Raw genomic sequence first — 18,203 nt, 5'->3', positions numbered from 1 at the left:
TATTCAACAACGGTGGATACGGCTACTGGTACCAAAGCTACCTATTCTACAAACAGGTAACCGACAAGGGGAAGCTTTCTTTCGAAACGGCCGACCTCACCTATAAGATAAATGGTGTCGATGCCGTCGCGAAGGTCAAGTCAGAATTCGACTTATCAAGAAGTGATAGCAATCCCCCTTACATCAAAGATATGACATTGACCGTAGACAACAACCAAACTGACATAATAAGCGCCTCCCTGTCATCTACTCTCAAGATCACGCTAGATCCGAACATTGGCACCATGAAATCAGCGACTTTGAAAATATTGAAGAGCGACAACACGACTTCAGATATTGCCTTCGCTGGTGACGCAAACGGCGTCTATAGCGCAAATTTAATGGAATCGGCCGCGACACAAGCGATAAATAGCCTGGTCACATTAATCCTCGCAGCATCGGATGATATGGACAATTCCCTGACTTATCAATTTCAGATACCAGCAGATACTGAAAGCTTAGCTCCAAATATTACTGATTTCAAAGATGTACACGCCTACCGGAACCAAAAAATACCTGTTACTGCAGCAGTCAAGTACGGCTCTAAATTCGCCTGGAGCAAAAAGACTGGTCCTGCAGAGCTGACTTTCGAAAACGCTGACAAACAAGAAGCGACTATCAAGGCGACCGTTGTTGGCAAATACGAAGTTGACTTCTCAGCCGAAAACGGCGCTAAAAAAACTACCAAAACCCTCAATTTCATCATTCACAAAAGCGGTGATATAAACAATGACGGCGTCATCGACGAGCTTGATTTTGCTAGCATGCTTGGCAACTGGGGTACCCCAAAGAATGCTATGACTGACTACAACAGAGACAAGGTTGTGGATGAGCTCGACTTTGCGACATTACTTACAAATTGGAATAAATAATTGCTAATTGTCGCTAGATTTCAAGTAATATTCACGCAAAGTCCTCTTCATCAGAAATGGGTTGATTTAAGCATTCTTGGATGTCATAATAATTACAAATAATAATTTTTTGAGGGGTTCTCTAATGAGGAAAAAAGTAATAGTACCTATAAGCATCTTGGTTTTTCTGATATTGGCCGGCGGCTTTTTCTTTTTTAGAGATAGATTCAAGGCAGATACATTGCCGACAAATAAATCAGGAATTGTACAAAATCAGAAGCCGAAATATGCTACTAACCAAATTTTGGTTAGGCTAAAAAAAGTTGATGCTGACGCGATCAATAGCAAGAAAACGTCAATAAGCGCTACTATTGATCCGAAAAACACTGGAGATACTCGACTTGATTCGCTGAATAATTTGCTAAAATCTTCAGCGATCAGTTCAGTTGCCAATGCTGATCTCAACCAAAATCAGACGGAGAGTCTTCCGTCGGCTGTGGATACATCTAGCCCATTAAATCGTTGGCACACAATCACTTTGGCTGGCGAGGGTAAACTTACCGATGAAGATCCTGCAAAAGCCTTGACCGAGGTCTCGCTTGGCACTGGCAAGAAAATGACTATGCTTGAAGTCATGAATATGTATAAATCAGCGGGGGTTGAAGAAGTTTCGCCAAATTATATAGCAACGAAAACTGCTCTGCCAAATGATGCTCTACTCGGCACCCAGTTAATGTTTCCAGGGAAGGATGATCTCTGGGGCTTGAAAAATATTGGGGCGCCAGCAGCTTGGGATATTACCAAGGGCAATGGTGTCGTCGTGGCGGTGATTGACACTGGCGTTGACTACAACCATCCAGATCTGAAGAATAATATGTTGAGGAATAGTTCTAACAGCATCGTTGGCTATAACTTCGTCTCAAATAATCGTGATGTGATGGATGATGATGGCCATGGGACTCATGTTGCTGGCATTATTGCGGCGATTGCAGACAACGACCCAGACCACACCAAAATGAGTGGCAAAAGCAACATTGGCGTCGGTCCAGAGCTAAAAATTATGCCTCTCAAGGGTCTAGGACTTGAGGGCGGAGATTCTGATGGCCTTGTTTCAGCGATTCGGTTTGCGGTAGACAATGGTGCCAAGGTCATAAGCTGTAGCTGGGGGCTAGCTGGCTATCATCTGACTATTTTCGATGACGCCATTCAGTATGCTCACGATAAAAATGTCGTTACAGTTTTTGCAGCAGGTAATGATACAATTGATGTCAAAAATTTTACACCGGCAGGAAATAAATATGCTATCACTGTTGGAGCCTCGAACTCAGAGGACAACCTTGCTGGTTTTTCCAATTATGGCAACAGAGTTGATTTGATTGCACCTGGCGGTGATTCTTCTTACTATGGTGGGATAGATGATCTGATCCTTTCGACCAAGCTAAACTCGAAGCCTCTCAATCCGAACTATGGGGGCTTGTGGATGAATCAATGGTCAATTGGTATGCCGGGGACATCGATGGCAGCGCCTTTCGTCAGCGCCTCAGCGGCAATGGTATTGGCGCTACATCCCGACTATTCGCCAGAAGAGGTTAGATTTGCACTGGACAACTCAGCTACCAAATTGGACAATCGGGATTGGAGTGTCAGTACTGGTTTTGGCCGACTTGATGTTGCCAAAGCTCTTGGCCTTCAGTCTGCGCCGCCTGTCGCATTTCTAGATATTGATGAAAGAAATTATGGTTTAAGTAAGGTCAACGGCACCGTTTCGGCCAGGAGTGTCGTCAAGAGCTGGAAACTGGAATACAGTTCTGATCTCACCCCGACTGATTGGAAGACAGCCGCCTCTGGCACAGCTGCAATGAGCGGACTGCTTGCGACTATGCCGACAGGTCTTGACGGTTATTATTCATTGAGGCTTTCCGTTACCGACACAAATGATATTACTTCTATAGATTATGCCGATTCGATGTATGATCGTGATGTGCTAACAGGCTGGCCAAAAGAATGGGCTACCGAATATTATATTCAACCCGCGATTGGTGATATTAACGGTGATGGTAAAAACGAGGTTGTTTCCGCAGACGCATACTGGATTAATCAAGAAGACACAGGTATTCTAATTCATGCTTTTCAATCTGACGGCAAAGAAATGGCAAATTTCCCCGTTACTTTAAAAACAGGTGCTCTCGATTGTGCCGGCTGTCTTAGCTCTATTGTTTTGGCCGACATCGACAATGATGGCAAGCAAGATATTGTCGAAAGTGCTACTATGCTAAGACTAAACGCAAAAGCCGATAAAATTATTACAAGTTCTGCAGTCTATGTCGTCAACGGAAATGGTAAAGTGATCCCAGGTTGGCCGTTTGAATTGCCAGTTGGTCGTTCCGCTCTACCGACCGTTGTGGATGTGAACAACGACGGGCAAAAAGAAGTATTACTTGAGACTGCAGACTCGAAAGTGTACATTCTATCAAACAAAGGGAAAGCAATTCCATCTTGGCCTGTATCGCTAGCAGGTCAGCAAGAGTACAAATCTGCTGGTTTAGGTCAGGTTGCTGCAGTTGATGTTAATGCTGATGGTCAAAAAGAGATTGTGGCAAGCGACACAGATTCGGTCTACGTTTATAATCTCTCAGGAGTCCTTCAACCTGGCTGGCCTCAAAAGATTACTTCCCGCTCATCTGTCTTGGGTGTTAAGTTCGGTATTTCCGATATCAATAATGACGGCGACAATGAGATTGTGGCTCGAACATACGCTGACGGCATCTGTGATGATACTACGGTTTGCCACTACACGGTGGCTACCTTCGATGGGGCGGGTAAACTGCTATGGGAAAAGTCAACCGCGGACCAAGACTTGGCCGATGTAGACGCTCTTGGTGGATCATCACCGGTATTTGTCAATAATCCATCAGGCAGCGGTCAACTGATATTTATTGGGGGGTATAAAGGGAATTTGCTGTTTGATTCAGCCGGTAAAATTATGGAGGGTTGGCCAAACAGCTTTTTCCTTGTCGAGTGGTCTCAGGTTTCGGTTGCTGATATAAATAACGATGGAGTGGCAGAAATTGTTGGTCCTAGTTGGTGCACTGATCCATCATGTCAATCTACGTTCGAAGCATATAATTTGCGAGGAGAGAAAGTACTGTCAAAAGGTTTCGCTGCCCAAGGTCCATCTGCACCGTTATTCGGGGATATCAATGGTGATGGCCGGCTAGACATGGTGGGTAACGCCAGAGGAGAAGGTTCGGGTTGGAATCTCGGAGCTTGGACGCTCCAAATTTACGCCTGGGAACTCCCGACAACCGTCGGAAAGAATGCGATTCCTTGGAGCCAGGCCGGCGGTGATGCGGCCCAAACTAACGGTGCGGTCTTGGGCGATGGCACCCCTCCTCCGGAAGTTGAGAATCTAGCAGATATCAAGAGCTATAAGAATGTAGCCATACCAGTATCAGCGAAGACAAAAAATGCAACCAAGTTCACTTGGAGTAAGAAGACTGGTCCGGCCGATCTTGTATTTGAAAATTCCGACAAACAAGACGCCACCGTTAAGGCCACTGTTCCTGGCAAATATGAAGTTGATCTCTCTGCCGAAAGTGGGGCCAAAAAAGCAACGAAGACGTTGAACCTCATCATCCACAAAAGTGGCGATATAAATAATGATGGCGCCATCGATGAGCTTGACTTTGCTAGTATGCTTGGAAACTGGGGTGCACCAAAGAATGTAATGGCTGACTACAATAGAGATAGGGTTGTGGATGAACTAGACTTTGCGACCTTACTTACAAACTGGAATAAATAATTTAGGGAGTGGATATGTTCAACGTAATACAAAAAACTAGTGCTATTGTCACTATCTCAGCGATAGTTGCTATCTTTGGAGCAATTACCCCTATACGGGCAGCAAACACAGCCACAATTTCGGTGAGCTCAGCAACAGGTAGCCATACTGTCGGCGAGGAATTTTCAGTTGGTATCGTTGCAGATGGCGGCGGCCAAAATATGTCGGTTTACAAGGCAAGCGTATCAGTCAGCAACTTGACCGTGGTGAGCCTGACCAAAGGCTCCGTTTCTATGTGTACTACCGACCCAAGCACCCCATCGCTAAGTTTCAGCTGTGGTTCGACTGGTGATGGTGTTGGTACCATTACCGTTTACACTTTGGTAGTCAAAGGCACGAATGCCGGCACAGCCACAATTTCCTTGTCGGGTGGCCAAGTCGTCAGCTCAGGCGATGAACCAGCCAATATTTTGTCTTCTGTCTCAGGAGGTAGCTACACCATAGCGGCAGCACCAGTCATCCCAGACCCGATACCAGATACTCCGACAACACCAGATGTCCCAGCTACCAACCCAGCCGATACTACACCCACAACTCCAAGCACAACCAAAAAGACCACCACTCCAAGCTCTGCCACAACTGCTACCCCTGCTGCTACGACACCCGCCGCGACAGCAGAGACACCAGCCGTCATGACAGAGACGCCAGTTCCAGCTACAGCAGAGGCGCCCGTACTAGTCGCGCCGACAATGCCAGATAGCGAGAAGAAATTTCAAAAAGAAATCAAAAAGATTAGCGCTAGTTCAGAAACCACAATATTATTAAATTCTGACCAAGCAGTTGTCGCCAACATTCAAGACAAAAAATCTCTAACCAATCTAACCTTTAAGGGTATATCCAAGCCGAACTCTCTTGTGACAGTCTATGTCTTTAGCACACTGATCACAAAATCTGTCACAACCGATGCAGAGGGCAAATGGAGTATCACAGTCAGCGACGGCATAGAAGCGGGCGTCCATAAAGCATATGCACTCTCTACTACAGCGACAGAGACGACCAAAGCGGCAGACGAACTTACCTTTCAGGTCGATCCAGAGAAAGCCTATGCAACTCCAATCGTGATTCAGAATGATTGGTCTTCCGGATTACTTCAGAACCCTTGGTTTTGGAGCAGCGTCGCTCTTTTACTCGGATTGCTATTGCTGGGATTCTTTCTCTATCGAAACAGAAAAATAGATCTGAAAATGACAGGCCGCGCTCAAGGATCCACCCCTGCTACAATCACAGCTACCCCAATTTCCACCTTTACCTCAACTGCACCTCCAATTTCGACTCCGACTCCAGAAACAGAGAATCCTGTCGTGGACAATAACAACGATATTAACCATTTCAACTAACATTATTTCGTTCTCTATCCGATACGGGCACTGTGTTAAACGCCTCACATATGTGAGGCGTTTAAAGAAATGATTAGCTCCTTGTAGACGAGTCGACAGATCGGTCAGTCGTGTCGAAGTGTCCTCCGAAGCGAATTGAGCTATACAAAAAAAGCGAGGCACCGTCTTGGGGACGGTGCCGGGCTAAATACGAACTATTTGGGGAAGCAGTTAATCTTTGTTACTGCGTTTTTTTGTGGCTCGGGGTGGCCACGGTTCGATTGAAAGGATTTTCACCTTTCTGTTCCTTTGCCCTCTGATGGGCTTCAGAATGGTAATCTCATCTTCGGCTGAACTGCCGAAGATCGCTTCGCCGATGGTGCTACTAATTGTAATTAATCGGCTGGTAATCTCTGGCGAATGCTCTCCGTACGTCAAGTCCAGCGAATCCAGGAATATCCAGGACTTTTCTTCTCCATCCAAAAGGGCGGTGATTTCCGTCCCGGGGACAACCTTGGGTTCTGGCCCGTGGTCCATCCAGTCGACTATTATGAGATTCGGATTGCTAATCTCAAAGTCAAGATTGTCGATCGCTGTCAAAAGGGCGCCGCACTGTATCGCATCATTCACGACACCTGCGTCAACATCACCATGTGCGGTATCGGACAAATCTGTTTCAGCGATAATTCCTGCCAACTGATCGCGCATGTTAGCAAGTCGTAGTCGAGCCGCTTTGATAGCGGCGCTGGTCGCATAATTATAAATTACGCCAGCTTCAAGGGCACCTGTTTCTGCAACTTGTGCTACTGATAATGTGGTCATTTGAGACCCTCCGGAGTAGTGTCACGCATTCCAGCGTGCTTCCCAAGGCTTTCTTTGAAAGCTTTAAGATGTATAGAACTATATCATTATTGATTGATTTGGTCAATAAAAAAAGTCTCTGACGAATCAGAAACTTTTTTTGGTGGGCCGCCTGGGACTCGAACCCAGAACCAATGGCTTAAAAGGCCACTGCTCTACCATTGAGCTAACAGCCCACATTAGCTGTTATAATACATAATTTCCAACAAAAAATCAACTCTGAAAGCAATGTTTTGATATCAGGTGAAAATAGATCAGAACTATTTTTTGATCGTTTGCTTAGGCGGTTGTTTGAGTGTCATCATATTTATGATCATGATGATGATCGAATAGACCAAAGCGCCGATGAAAGCGGGCCAGAATCCTGCGATATCAAATCCTTTGACGATGGTGCTGGCGAGCCAGAACATGAGAGCGTTGATGACCAAAGTGAAGAAACCAAGGGTCAGGAAATTGACAGGCAAGGTGAGTAAGATGATCAGCGGTCTTACTAGAGCGTTCAGTAAACCTAAGACTAGTGCAGTGATCAAAGCGGCCCAAAACCCTGAAAATTTTACACCAGGCACAAGGTAGCTAACTAGCAAAAGAACCAAAGTATTTAAGATCCAACGAAGTAAAAGCATATTCCTCAATTTCTAATAATTGATTTCCCCCGAAGGGGAGCCTTCGGCTTAATTTCTAATCAATTTATAATTATTAATTAATAATTGAATAAAAATTAAGAACTAATAAGTAATAATTTTCTGCTATTTCTCTTTTCTTTTCCAATTCAGGAAGACCAACATGATCGGGGGTAAAACTACAAATAATGTCCGCATATTCCAAAGATATTTTGCGGACATAGAAGTTTCGATATAGTGGGTTCTGGTCGCTTCGGGGAGGAATCCCAAGATGGAGGAGAGGATTAGGGCCATCATCAGAGCGCTGTAGACAATCGTCTCGAGGAGAGAAATACTGCCGTCACCTTTTTTTGATTTTGAGTTGATTGCTCCCGAGACGAGGAAAGTAGTGATCAAGAATATTACGATCGCTATTGTCGGATTTGAAGCGTTGCCTCTGATCCAAATCTGATTGGCAATCACCTTGTTGCCATTGAAGAAGTCAAATACTGTTCCGGAGAAGCTCGATGCAACGACCAGCCCGATGTAGACAGAAATCAGTGTCGTGATCGTTTTTTCTCGTTGCAAAATAAAGCCGTAGGCGATGCCGACTAAGAATAACAACCCGATAAAAACATCCACACTAGGAAGCTGCACTCTTTTTACCCCTCTAACTTACCTTTTTGTTTCTTCTATTATCGGTTTTTTCTTGTTTCAAGTCAAGAAACAACATAACGGATTACGGATCGTTCAAATTACGAATATCAAATTAATATCTGTAATTAGGAAAATTTGACCCAAAGGGTCCCCTGCGGGGTAATCCTTTTTTGGCCTACCGCCACCACGCTTAGCGTGGTTAAGGGGGCGCTAAGCGCCCCACCAACCTTTTTTCTTGGATTCTTCGTCGCGGAGACGTTGCCAGAGTTCTTGCTGTTCCTTTGTCAGGTGTTTTGGCATTACAATTTTGATTGTTAGGATGAGATCTCCTTTGCGGCCATTTCGTGTTGCACGACCCTTGCCCTGAAAACGGAATGAAGTGCCATCGTTTGTGCCTGCGGGAAGAGAGAACTCCAGATTCTCGCCATTGATCTGGACGGAAACTTTATCCCCAAGTACGGCCTGAGCAGGGGAAATTTGTAATTCGGCTTGGACCTGAGACATCTGGGCGCCGAAAAAGTCTTCAAAAATATCTCCAATTCCTCCACCAAATCCGAATCCAGAGAAGTCAAAATCAGAAAAGTCGCCCTGGAATCCGCCCTGTCGATATCCGCCAAAGCCTCCAGCCCCAGCTCCACCGTTTTTGAAGGCGGCATCGCCAAACTGATCGTATGTCTTGCGTTTCTCGGGGTCAGAGAGGACCTGATAGGCCTCGTTGACCTCCTTGAACTTGGCGTCGGAATTGTTGCCGCCGCCTCGATCAGGATGGTGCTCCAAAGCAAGCTTTCGATAAGCTTTTTTGATTTCCTCGGCCGAGGCCGATTTTGAGACACCCAAAGTTTTGTAATAATCTGTTGACATAAAAATAAGCAATTAGCTATAAATCCTAAGTTGGTAAGCAAGTAGCAGAGCGCTTATCGGACTTATAAGCTTATATATTACTGCTTTATTGAGTGACTTTGTCACCTGAGTTTGCGTCGATTAGGACAGTTAGGCCGCTGGTCGTACCTTTGTACTCCACACTCCAGAGGAGCCAGGCTTTTTCGCCAGTATGTTTCAAACTCATTTTGACGCTGGAAAAGTCAGAATTTTTCTCACGGTATTCGAGGCCGCCATTCTTCTCAGCCAATTGCAGAGCGGTGACGTAATTAAATTTCCAGAGTGTCGTGTCAATCTGCTTGGGGTGGCCGAGATAATCCTCACTTGGGATAAGCGAACGAACATAACTGCCGGTGTCCTGGGCAAATGAAATTATCCAATTGCTTGTGTCTGTGGCCCCGAGATTGTACGCATATCGAATAGTGGCGTCGGCTGGTTGGAGGGATTGGCCTATCTCTACTTCGATATCGGCCAACTTGTAATCCTTGTTGATCTCCGCTGACTTAGTGGCTGCGATATCGAGATATCCCTTCAAGGTCGAGTCGAAGTCGACAGGGTCAAGGTTTGTCAGATTGGTCACCTTGGGTGTGTCTGTTGTTGTCGTCTCAGTCGTCTCGGTCGTGACCGGAGTATTAGTTTTCTTGTTCGAAATATAACTCCAGACGATCGACACGATTAGGGCGACGACGAAGAAAAGTATAAAGATAGGATTACGAAACAAATTCACAAAACTTTCCCCCTGAGGGGACCCTCCATGTTAAGTTGAAATCGGACAAAACCAGATCTCTATAATTTTAACTCCATCTTGCCCTCTAAGCAATAGAGGGCAAATATGGAAGCAAATTATTCAGCTTTTGGCTCATCTCCGCCAGCTGGCGGATTATTTTTGGGTTCTTCGGCCTTTTCCTCTTCCTTCGCACCGTCGGCTTTTGGTTGCTCTTTGGCAGCCTGTTCGTACATCTTCTTGCCAATTTCCTGCAGAGCAGTGCTGAGAGATTCTGTCTGGGTCTTGATCTCTTCGAGATTATCTTTGTCTTTGACGTCCTTCAAGGCTTGGATTTTCTGCTCGACATCAGATTTCAAGTTAGAATCAACTTTGTCTCCTGCGTCTTTTAGTGTCTTTTCAGCAGTATAGATCAATGTGTCAGCCATATTTTTGACTTCGACAGCCTCTTTTTTCTTCTTGTCTTCGTCAGCATGCTCTTCGGCTTCTTTTCTCATTCTTTCAATTTCAGATTCAGATAGTCCGCTCGAAGCAGTAATAGTGATTCTCTGCTCTTTGTTGGTTGCTTTGTCGGTAGCTTTGACATTCACAATGCCGTTGGCGTCAATGTCGAAGGAAACTTCGACCTGTGGAATGCCGCGTGGGGCAGGTGGAATGCCATCAAGCATGAATCGGCCAAGCGTCTTGTTGTCGGCGGCCATTTCGCGCTCGCCCTGCAAGACATGAATTTCTACAGAAGTTTGATTGTCAGCTGCGGTAGAGAAAATCTGTGATTTGCTGGTTGGGATAGTAGTATTGCGCTCGATCAATTTGGTCGAGACACCGCCCAAAGTTTCGATTCCAAGAGAGAGTGGAGTCACGTCTAGCAGGAGCAAATCTTTGACATCTCCAGCCAAGACTCCGCCCTGAATAGCGGCACCGATAGCGACGGCCTCGTCAGGATTGACGGAATGGTTTGGCTCTTTGCCCCAGAATTTCTTGACTGCCTCACGAACGGCTGGCATACGTGTCATGCCACCGACCAGGATCACTTCATTGATATCCTCTTTTTTCATCTTAGCGTCGTCCAAGACCTTCTGGCATGGCTTCATCGTCTTTTCGATCAACTCGCCAACCATTTTTTCGAGATCAGCGCGTTTGATTGTCAGGGTCAAATGTTTTGGACCGGAGGCATCAGCGGTGATGAAAGGTAGGTTGATTTCAGTCTCAAGAGCGGTCGAGAGCTCAATTTTGGCTTTTTCGGCTGCTTCCTTGACTCTTTGGACTGCTGCTTTGTCGGCGTGTAGATCGACGCCCTGATCCTTCTTGAACTCATCGATAATGTAGTCCATGATTCGCTGATCAAAGTCGTCGCCGCCGAGATGAGTGTCACCGTTGGTTGCTTTGACTTCGAAAACGCCATCGCCCAGCTCCAAAATGGTAATATCAAATGTTCCGCCACCGAGGTCGTAAACAGCGATTTTTTCATTCTTCTGTTTGTCTAGTCCGTAAGCAAGAGCGGCCGCGGTCGGCTCGTTGATAATTCTTTTGACTTCGAGACCTGCAATTTTGCCAGCATCTTTGGTCGCTTGGCGCTGAGCATCATTAAAATAGGCAGGCACAGTAATGACGGCTTCTGTTACTTTCTCGCCGAGATAGGTCTCAGCATCGGTCTTTAATTTCTGCAAGATGAAGGCAGAGATTTCTTGTGGGCTGTACTCTTGACCGATCATGCTGACTCGGATCGATCCATCAGAGGCCTTCTTGGCGCCATAAGGCATTTTCTTGATATCTGCCTGTGCGTCAGCATCGTCGAACTTACGACCGATGAAACGTTTGATCGAGAAAACAGTGTTTTCTGCATTTGTGACAGCTTGTCTCTTGGCCAATTGACCGACTAATCGGTCGCCCTTTTTGGTCTCAGTCACGATTGAGGGGACGGTTCGTCCGCCTTCTGAGGAAGTGATAATCTTGGCTTCGCCACCTTCCATAATAGCGACAGCTGAGTTGGTGGTACCTAAGTCGATACCGATGATTTTGGACATATGAACTCCTTGTTAATAAAATAATACTATCTAAAATGTAAAGTAGACTTTACATTTTGTCAACCCCCCTTTGCTCCGCAGGAGCTACGGAGGGGTTGATCCTCCGTAGTTTTAACGAAGGACGGATCAAGACCCCCTATCAAAAAAGACGGCTAGGCCGACTTTTTTGGTTCTTCTGTAAATTAGGGCTTATTGTTTTCCTGAAGAGACCTTTACCTTTGCTGGTCGGAGGACGATGGTCTCGTAAGTGTAGCCAGACGAAACTTCTTCCACAATTTCATTTTCTGGTTTGTCGGAGGAGAGATGCTCGATTGCTTCATGAAATTCTGGGTTAAATTGTTGGCCGATTGTTTCTATTTTTACCAAGCCCTCGTTGGCCAGGATGCCTTCGAGCTGTTTCTCGATCTGTTTGATGCCGATAACCCAATTATTATTTTCCAATTCTGCCGGAGCGTGCTTGGCCGCAAGCTGGAAGTTGTCCAACACCGGCAAAATATCTTCCAGCACCTGGGCGCTAGCCGTCTTGAGCAGTTTCTGCCGATCTAACTCGACCTGGCGTCGGAAATTCTGAAAATCAGCTTGAGTTCTCTGCCAGCCAAGGGTCAGCTCGGCAATCTTTTGCTCTGATTCTATTGTTGTATCTGGTTGTACTTTTTTGCTTTTCATATTGGTATTCCTTATTAATCCCTTCGTTTATGATATAGTATTCTCAAATCCTAAATCAATATGCTTTTCAAAGATTGGTGGGAGAATTTATTTTATCCCTTTCGTCTTTTCACAGTTCTTGCGATCTCATTTTTGGTTGGCCTAACTTTTGCGAATTTCCTGACTCTCAATTATTTAGCAGATTTCCGTCTGTTTATTTTTCTATTTTGCGCTCTCATTCTGACCGCTTTCATCAATTTTCTTCTTAAATTACGGGGGCTGGTCCTGATCTCCTTTGCCTTTTTATTTTTCTCCCTTGGACTTTTCTATTTATCATATTTTTCCTACAAAAGCACGCCCAGCCTCATTTTTGACCAAAGCGCGAGCTTTAATGTCGTCGTGGCGGAGCGACCGGCGGTGACGGCGACCAATCAAAAATTGACAGTACTGGCGGATATAAATGGCCCGTCTGCCGCCGAGGCAGGCAAGAAAACTCGTTTGCTTCTGAAGGCTCCAGTTTTTCCGATTTATCGATATGGCGACAAATTAGAGATTAATGGGAAAATAGTCAAACCAGAGAAAATTGAAGATTTTGATTATCCAGGATATCTCAAAGGGAAGGGGATTTATGGCATCTTAGAGAGCGAGCAGATTACGATCGTTGGGCAGGATAGCTCTATCTGGGTGACGGTTAAGGGTGCGCTCTTCTTGGCAATAGAGAAATCAGCCAGTCTGATCAGCCGATCCCTGCCTGAGCCACACGCCTCGCTCGCTAGTGGAATCTTGCTTGGCAGCCAATCCAATATGAGCCAGGGGCTGAAGGATGATCTCCAGAAAACGGGGCTGACTCACATCGTGGCTCTTTCGGGATTTAACGTCACTATCATTACGATCGCTCTAGCCTGGGTCCTTGCTGGGTTTCTGGGCAAGAAGAGATCGTTTTGGGCCGGACTAATCTTCGTCATCATTTTCATCTTGGCGACCGGATGCTCCGCTTCGGTTGTCCGAGCCGGAATCTTCTCGATGCTGATTCTTTTCGGCACGACTTACGGCCGGAGGGCTGATCAGCTCAATATTTTGACTCTGACTGCGCTTGTTATGTTGCTGCAAAATCCGTATCTATTATTCTATGATCTCGGCTTCCAACTTTCATTCGCCGCTTTCATCGGTATCATATATCTCGCTCCATTGCTCTCTGATTTGTATCAAAAAATCTCGAAGCGTTCCGAAACACCTGACTTCGCCAAGATGACCTGTGAGACTCTGGCGGCTCAGCTCGCCGTAATTCCGATCATTTTCTACAATTTCCGAACAATTTCATTGATCTCGCCGATTGCCAATCTCTTGGTCGTCTGGAGCGTGGCCTGGATCATGCTATTCACTTTTGTCGCCATAATTTTGGGCTTCATCTGGGCGCCTTTCGCTCAAGCCATTGCCCTCCTGCTCTGGCCGATGCTCGAATACGTTATCTTGGCAATTCATTATTTAGCTCGTGTTCCGCTAGCTTCGCTAACTTTTTGATCATGAGAAAACACGCCAAAAAAATAATCATGGTATCTTTGCTCCTGCCGATTTCCTTTATCTTTCTGATTTTCAATTCTCCAGCCACAGACTTGACCAAAGTTTGTTATTTCGACGTTGGCCAAGGAGACGCGGCCATGATATCCAAGGGCGATTTCCAAATACTAATTGACGGCGGGCCAGATGCCAAAGTCTTGGAAAAATTACCGAAAATGATGGCTCTGGAAGACAGAAAAATCGATCTCATCATACTTCCTCATCCACACGCCGATCACATTGTCGGGATCAATGAAGTCTTAGCTCGCTACACCGTTGGTCAGGTTTACGGCACTGGAGTGGTGGCTGAGTCAGATCAATATCTAAAGTTTTTGAACAGTTTGAAGGACAAAAATCTGTCCCTGTCGGTGCCACAAATTGATTCAACAATTGAAGTCCCACCTGGCCAGATTCGCTTTCTCTATCCGGGAGGAGAATATGTGAAGCAGAAAATTGACAATCTCAACAACTCTTCGCTCGTCTTGGATTTTTGCGCCCAAGAAAATTGTTTCCTCCTTACTGGTGACATCGAAGCGGATAGACAGTCTGATCTGCTTCCGAATTTGTCCAAGGAGTCAGTCGTCAAAGTCGCCCATCACGGCTCCAAAAATGCTTATTTAAGCTCTGTCTATGATAAAGCAAATCCAGAGTTTGCTGTCATTTCAGATGGGCTAAACAATCAATTCGGTCATCCCAACCAGGAAACGCTCGATGGGCTGAATCAGCACAATATCCAAATCTCCCGCACCGATCAGGACGGGGACATCTGCTTCGAAATCGACAAGGCGGGTAAATTATCGCGATCAAAACTTGGAAACAGCTTATAAAACTATTGTCCAAACTATTTTTGTTGTACAATAAAAGCTAGATACAATTTTAAAATCAATGTGTTCACTAACTGACTGAGAGGAACAAGATGAAAGAGGGAGAGATTAATATGGATCAAAAAACGGAGAAGACAGAATCGCACAAAAGTTTTGTGCTATCGACCAAAGTACGAAGCAAAGTAATTCTATTATTGGCTCTCGTCGTCCTCCTTCTCGTAGTCGCTGCCGGCGCCTATTACTATCGCTATATCAACTCCAAATCAAGCGATGACACAGCTTCAACGGTTACCACGACTGACACGACCACAACGACAACAGCAGTAGACGCGACTGCAGATTGGAAGACATACACTAGCACCGCGTTTAGTTATTCAATCAAATACCCAACTGATTGGACGCTTGCTGATGCCGCAACGGTATTCGGCGCCAATTCTATCGCTCTAACTAGTCCAGAAACCAAAAAAACAAACGATGATTATGCTGTCGCAAACCCTACCTCAAGAGCAGCCGTCTTCCCGAATATGGGGGTGACTTACTACGCTAGTATTAGCGACACTTATGGCGGTCTGGGTGGAGCGAAGCCCGCGACTCTTGCTGATTATGTGAAAACATCTGGTTTCTCCGACAGTAAACAAATTACTTTTGCTGGTCAGACCGCATATTCGGCGACACAAGCGGGAGATGTCAGCGGATATGTAATTGTTTTAGAAAGCAGCGGTCATATTTATAAAATTAGTTCATTGAACAAAAAAGTAGATAGCGATCTGACCACCACGGAAAAGAATATTTTGAATACATTTGCGATTGATCCTACCCTCGGCTGGAAGACATATACAAATACAGAAGTCGGATTCACTCTTAAATATCCGCAAGATTGGTCCAGCATGAAGCTTAACCTGATCGACAATCTAAAAGATGGATATGGTGGCAAATTTATATCTAGTTCTGACGGCAAAAATGGAATTGTTCATTTTGACCCTGATAAATCTTTTGACATAAGCGCCCAAGCAAAGGCTTATATTCAAGGACTGCCTGTAATTAATACATCCTATAGCCAGGTCAAGGTAGATACTTCTTGGTCGGTTGCAGATTTGCAAACGAACATGTTCGGTGCGCAAGCCATACCGGAGGTATTGATGGTCAAAAAGTTAAGCAATAAGAGTCTGCTGGTCTACGATTATTTCAACAGTGAGTGTTCTCCGAGTAGTTCTCTGAAGGTTGTTACTGCGCTTAACAGTGAATTTCCAAATATTGAAATAAGTATCACTTCATCTTCTGCGGCTATGACTGCTGACTCGGCGGCGGCGCGCCTTGCCCTCAAGGAAGATGTATGTGACGGAGTTGGATCCTCGAGACAGATCGCGGAGAAGATTAAAAATGGTGATTATTCTGACCTAAATGCAAAGATCGAGACAGCTCGTTTGATTGCCGATTCGTTGACTTACGACGAAACTCTGACTTGGAAGACATATACAGACACAGCTTTTGGCTACTCTGTAAAATACCCCGCTGACTGGACCAAAGGAGTCTTAGCAGACTCTGCCACGTTTAATTCTCCTAAGAATGAAGCTATAAAAAATAGTGGTACGCAAAATGAAGCCTATTCACCAAATATCATTGTTCAGACAGTTAGCTCTCTTGCCGAATTTACAAAATTTAACAACGACGATAAGACTTTAGATAGCTTTATCCGAAATGATGTTACGAATTCAGAGATAGCCGTCACAACATTAGATGGAGAAAAGGCCTACAAATATTTAACTGGTGGAATCGGCGATGCATATTATCAAATAGCTGCAGAACATAATTCCAAGGTATATTGGATTCATTTCAGTCCGGGCGAACTATCGGCAACTCAGGATAAAATCACTTCTACTTTCCAATTCACCAATTAGCTAGATAGATTTATAGTTTGAAGTTTGTTATAACAATAGTGTCCAGAGATGGGCGCTATTGTTTGTAATTAAGATCCCGAAACAAGTTCGGGATGACAAGGAAATTATGTCAGGACATAGTAAATGGGCGACGACCAAACATAAGAAGGGCGTGATCGACGCCAAGCGGGCCAAAGTTTTCACTAAAGCGGCGAAGTTGGTCACTATTGCGGCTCGTGATGGCAAATCTGGCGATGTGACGATGAACCCAGGGCTTAAAGTTGCCGTTGATAATGCCAAGTCTGTTTCGATGCCGAAGGACAATATTGATCGAGCGATCAAGCGTGGTCTTGGCGGTCTTGACGGTGGCGCAGCACTCGAAGAAATTACGTACGAGGCATACGGTCCAGCAGGGGTTGCCATCCTTATCGAATGCTTGACTGACAACAAAAACAGAGCGCTTGGGGAAATCAAAACGGTTTTGAACAAAAATGGCGGTTCTCTCGCTTCGGCCGGCTCGGTCTCATATTTGTTCAAGAAAACAGGCCAGATGATTATTGATCTCAGTAAAAATTCAATCAGTCCCGATGATATTGAAATGGCAATTCTCGACTCTGGGGCAGAAGATTTTGACAAAGAAGAGAATCTGATCGTTGTCACCTGCGCCTTCACTGATATCCATTCAGTCAAAGTTAATTTAGAGTCTGCTGGCATCAAGGTTGATTCAGCCGAGGCAGTACAAATTGCTTCCAATTATATTGATTTGGCTGATGACAAGAAAGAAATGATCGAAAGAATTATCGATCATTTAGACGACCTCGATGATGTGAACAATGTATATAGCAACGCGAACTTATAGTTAGCAATTGTCAGTTAGCAGTTTTCAATTAGTTATCAATTAATAATTTTTAATTACAAAAAATAAATGGAAACTGTAAACTGTAAACTGAAAACTAAATCCGTCAGGATTCTAGGAATTGATCCTGGCACCGGAATTCTTGGCTGGGGGCTGATCGAGAAGAGCGGCGACAAGATCAAACCGCTCAAATATGGCTGTGTTATTACCCCGCCCAAGACCGACAAAATGAAGCGGTTACTTCATATTTACACCTCTCTTTGTGATATAATTGAAAAGAACCGACCAGACGAAATGGCTGTGGAGGAGCTGTTCTTTTTCAAGAACGCGACTACGGTCATATCGGTGGCAGAGGCGCGAGGCGTGGCAGTCGTGACCGGATTGAAATATGGTCTGCCAGTTTTCGAGTATACGCCTCTCCAGGTCAAGCAAGCCCTGACTGGGTATGGCAGGGCGGACAAGAAGCAGATGCAGGAGATGGTGCGGGTCGTCTGCGATCTGAAAGATTGCCCCAAGCCAGATGATGCGGCAGACGCCCTGGCAGTTGCGATTACACACGCACAAACCAACAATCGGCTAAAGGCCGATTAATTATCAAGTATCAGTTATCAATGATCATTTCATTTTTTTAATTTCAAAATTAGTTGAAAATT

Annotated in this window: 15 protein-coding genes and 1 tRNA gene; 8 read left to right on the top strand and 8 right to left on the bottom strand. The window is 45.1% G+C overall.

Annotated features, from left to right (window positions below):
* The 3 genes from WC227_04500 to WC227_04490 form a co-directional block, all read left to right on the top strand.
* Nucleotides 1-911, top strand: a 911-nt coding sequence (locus WC227_04500) for a hypothetical protein (protein MFA6963935.1), incomplete at its 5' end; no start/stop codon positions are given.
* Nucleotides 912-1,035: 124 nt separating this feature from the next.
* Nucleotides 1,036-4,692, top strand: a complete 3,657-nt coding sequence (locus WC227_04495) for a S8 family serine peptidase (protein MFA6963934.1) — start codon at nucleotides 1,036-1,038, stop codon at nucleotides 4,690-4,692.
* Between the two features lie 14 nt (nucleotides 4,693-4,706).
* Entirely contained in the window at nucleotides 4,707-6,068 is a 1,362-nt protein-coding gene (locus WC227_04490; GenBank protein MFA6963933.1) for an Ig-like domain-containing protein, read from the top strand.
* 210 nt (nucleotides 6,069-6,278) lie between these two features.
* Here the strand turns inward: WC227_04490 and WC227_04485 are convergent, their stop codons facing one another.
* The 8 genes from WC227_04485 to WC227_04450 form a co-directional block, all read right to left on the bottom strand.
* Nucleotides 6,279-6,869 (bottom strand): hypothetical protein, encoded by a 591-nt coding sequence (locus tag WC227_04485; protein ID MFA6963932.1) that lies wholly within the window; start codon nucleotides 6,867-6,869, stop codon nucleotides 6,279-6,281.
* 140 nt (nucleotides 6,870-7,009) lie between these two features.
* Nucleotides 7,010-7,084: transfer RNA gene (locus WC227_04480), tRNA-Lys, on the bottom strand.
* Between the two features lie 84 nt (nucleotides 7,085-7,168).
* Nucleotides 7,169-7,531, bottom strand: a complete 363-nt coding sequence (locus WC227_04475; protein MFA6963931.1) for a phage holin family protein — start codon at nucleotides 7,529-7,531, stop codon at nucleotides 7,169-7,171.
* A gap of 123 nt (nucleotides 7,532-7,654) precedes the next feature.
* The gene (locus tag WC227_04470; GenBank protein MFA6963930.1) at nucleotides 7,655-8,149 is read right to left on the bottom strand and encodes a hypothetical protein; all 495 of its coding nucleotides are present in this window, start codon (nucleotides 8,147-8,149) and stop codon (nucleotides 7,655-7,657) included.
* Nucleotides 8,150-8,374: 225 nt separating this feature from the next.
* Complete coding sequence (locus WC227_04465) at nucleotides 8,375-9,025, bottom strand: DnaJ domain-containing protein (protein MFA6963929.1); 651 nt, start codon at nucleotides 9,023-9,025, stop codon at nucleotides 8,375-8,377.
* Nucleotides 9,026-9,110: 85 nt separating this feature from the next.
* Nucleotides 9,111-9,770, bottom strand: coding sequence for a hypothetical protein (locus WC227_04460; GenBank protein ID MFA6963928.1), 660 nt, complete (start codon nucleotides 9,768-9,770; stop codon nucleotides 9,111-9,113).
* 116 nt (nucleotides 9,771-9,886) lie between these two features.
* Nucleotides 9,887-11,791: a molecular chaperone DnaK gene (gene dnaK, locus WC227_04455; protein ID MFA6963927.1), complete on the bottom strand. Its 1,905-nt coding sequence runs from the start codon at nucleotides 11,789-11,791 to the stop codon at nucleotides 9,887-9,889.
* 189 nt (nucleotides 11,792-11,980) lie between these two features.
* A complete protein-coding gene (locus WC227_04450) occupies nucleotides 11,981-12,457 on the bottom strand; it encodes a nucleotide exchange factor GrpE (GenBank protein MFA6963926.1) in 477 nt (158 codons plus the stop codon).
* Between the two features lie 60 nt (nucleotides 12,458-12,517).
* On the opposite strand from WC227_04450, the gene WC227_04445 reads away from it, so the two are divergent.
* The 5 genes from WC227_04445 (at nucleotide 12,518) to ruvC (ending at nucleotide 18,141) form a co-directional block, all read left to right on the top strand.
* A complete protein-coding gene (locus tag WC227_04445) occupies nucleotides 12,518-13,957 on the top strand; it encodes a ComEC/Rec2 family competence protein (GenBank protein ID MFA6963925.1) in 1,440 nt (479 codons plus the stop codon).
* 2 nt (nucleotides 13,958-13,959) lie between these two features.
* On the top strand, nucleotides 13,960-14,820 hold the full coding sequence (locus WC227_04440) for an MBL fold metallo-hydrolase (protein ID MFA6963924.1): 861 nt from the start codon (nucleotides 13,960-13,962) through the stop codon (nucleotides 14,818-14,820).
* Nucleotides 14,821-14,930: 110 nt separating this feature from the next.
* Nucleotides 14,931-16,715 (top strand): hypothetical protein, encoded by a 1,785-nt coding sequence (locus tag WC227_04435; GenBank protein MFA6963923.1) that lies wholly within the window; start codon nucleotides 14,931-14,933, stop codon nucleotides 16,713-16,715.
* Between the two features lie 106 nt (nucleotides 16,716-16,821).
* Complete coding sequence (locus WC227_04430; GenBank protein ID MFA6963922.1) at nucleotides 16,822-17,553, top strand: YebC/PmpR family DNA-binding transcriptional regulator; 732 nt, start codon at nucleotides 16,822-16,824, stop codon at nucleotides 17,551-17,553.
* 66 nt (nucleotides 17,554-17,619) lie between these two features.
* Nucleotides 17,620-18,141, top strand: a complete 522-nt coding sequence (gene ruvC / locus WC227_04425) for a crossover junction endodeoxyribonuclease RuvC (GenBank protein MFA6963921.1) — start codon at nucleotides 17,620-17,622, stop codon at nucleotides 18,139-18,141.
* Nucleotides 18,142-18,203 lie beyond the last annotated feature (62 nt).

It is taken from the genome of Patescibacteria group bacterium (genome assembly GCA_041671645.1).
GTDB lineage: Bacteria > Patescibacteriota > UBA1384 > XYA2-FULL-43-10 > 1-14-0-10-43-13 > JBAZBD01.
Note: the sequence above shows the minus strand (reverse complement) of the source record. Positions and strands in the feature narration are given on the sequence as shown.

Coding starts and splice junctions, on each gene's coding strand:
- WC227_04450 (MFA6963926.1), bottom strand. CDS start 12,457: ATGAAAAGCAAAAAAGTACAACCAGATACAACAATAGAATCAGAGCAA.
- ruvC (MFA6963921.1), top strand. CDS start 17,620: ATGGAAACTGTAAACTGTAAACTGAAAACTAAATCCGTCAGGATTCTA.
- WC227_04495 (MFA6963934.1), top strand. CDS start 1,036: ATGAGGAAAAAAGTAATAGTACCTATAAGCATCTTGGTTTTTCTGATA.
- WC227_04430 (MFA6963922.1), top strand. CDS start 16,822: ATGTCAGGACATAGTAAATGGGCGACGACCAAACATAAGAAGGGCGTG.
- WC227_04445 (MFA6963925.1), top strand. CDS start 12,518: ATGCTTTTCAAAGATTGGTGGGAGAATTTATTTTATCCCTTTCGTCTT.
- WC227_04490 (MFA6963933.1), top strand. CDS start 4,707: ATGTTCAACGTAATACAAAAAACTAGTGCTATTGTCACTATCTCAGCG.
- WC227_04485 (MFA6963932.1), bottom strand. CDS start 6,869: ATGACCACATTATCAGTAGCACAAGTTGCAGAAACAGGTGCCCTTGAA.
- WC227_04435 (MFA6963923.1), top strand. CDS start 14,931: ATGGATCAAAAAACGGAGAAGACAGAATCGCACAAAAGTTTTGTGCTA.
- WC227_04440 (MFA6963924.1), top strand. CDS start 13,960: ATGAGAAAACACGCCAAAAAAATAATCATGGTATCTTTGCTCCTGCCG.
- WC227_04465 (MFA6963929.1), bottom strand. CDS start 9,025: ATGTCAACAGATTATTACAAAACTTTGGGTGTCTCAAAATCGGCCTCG.
- dnaK (MFA6963927.1), bottom strand. CDS start 11,791: ATGTCCAAAATCATCGGTATCGACTTAGGTACCACCAACTCAGCTGTC.
- WC227_04475 (MFA6963931.1), bottom strand. CDS start 7,531: ATGCTTTTACTTCGTTGGATCTTAAATACTTTGGTTCTTTTGCTAGTT.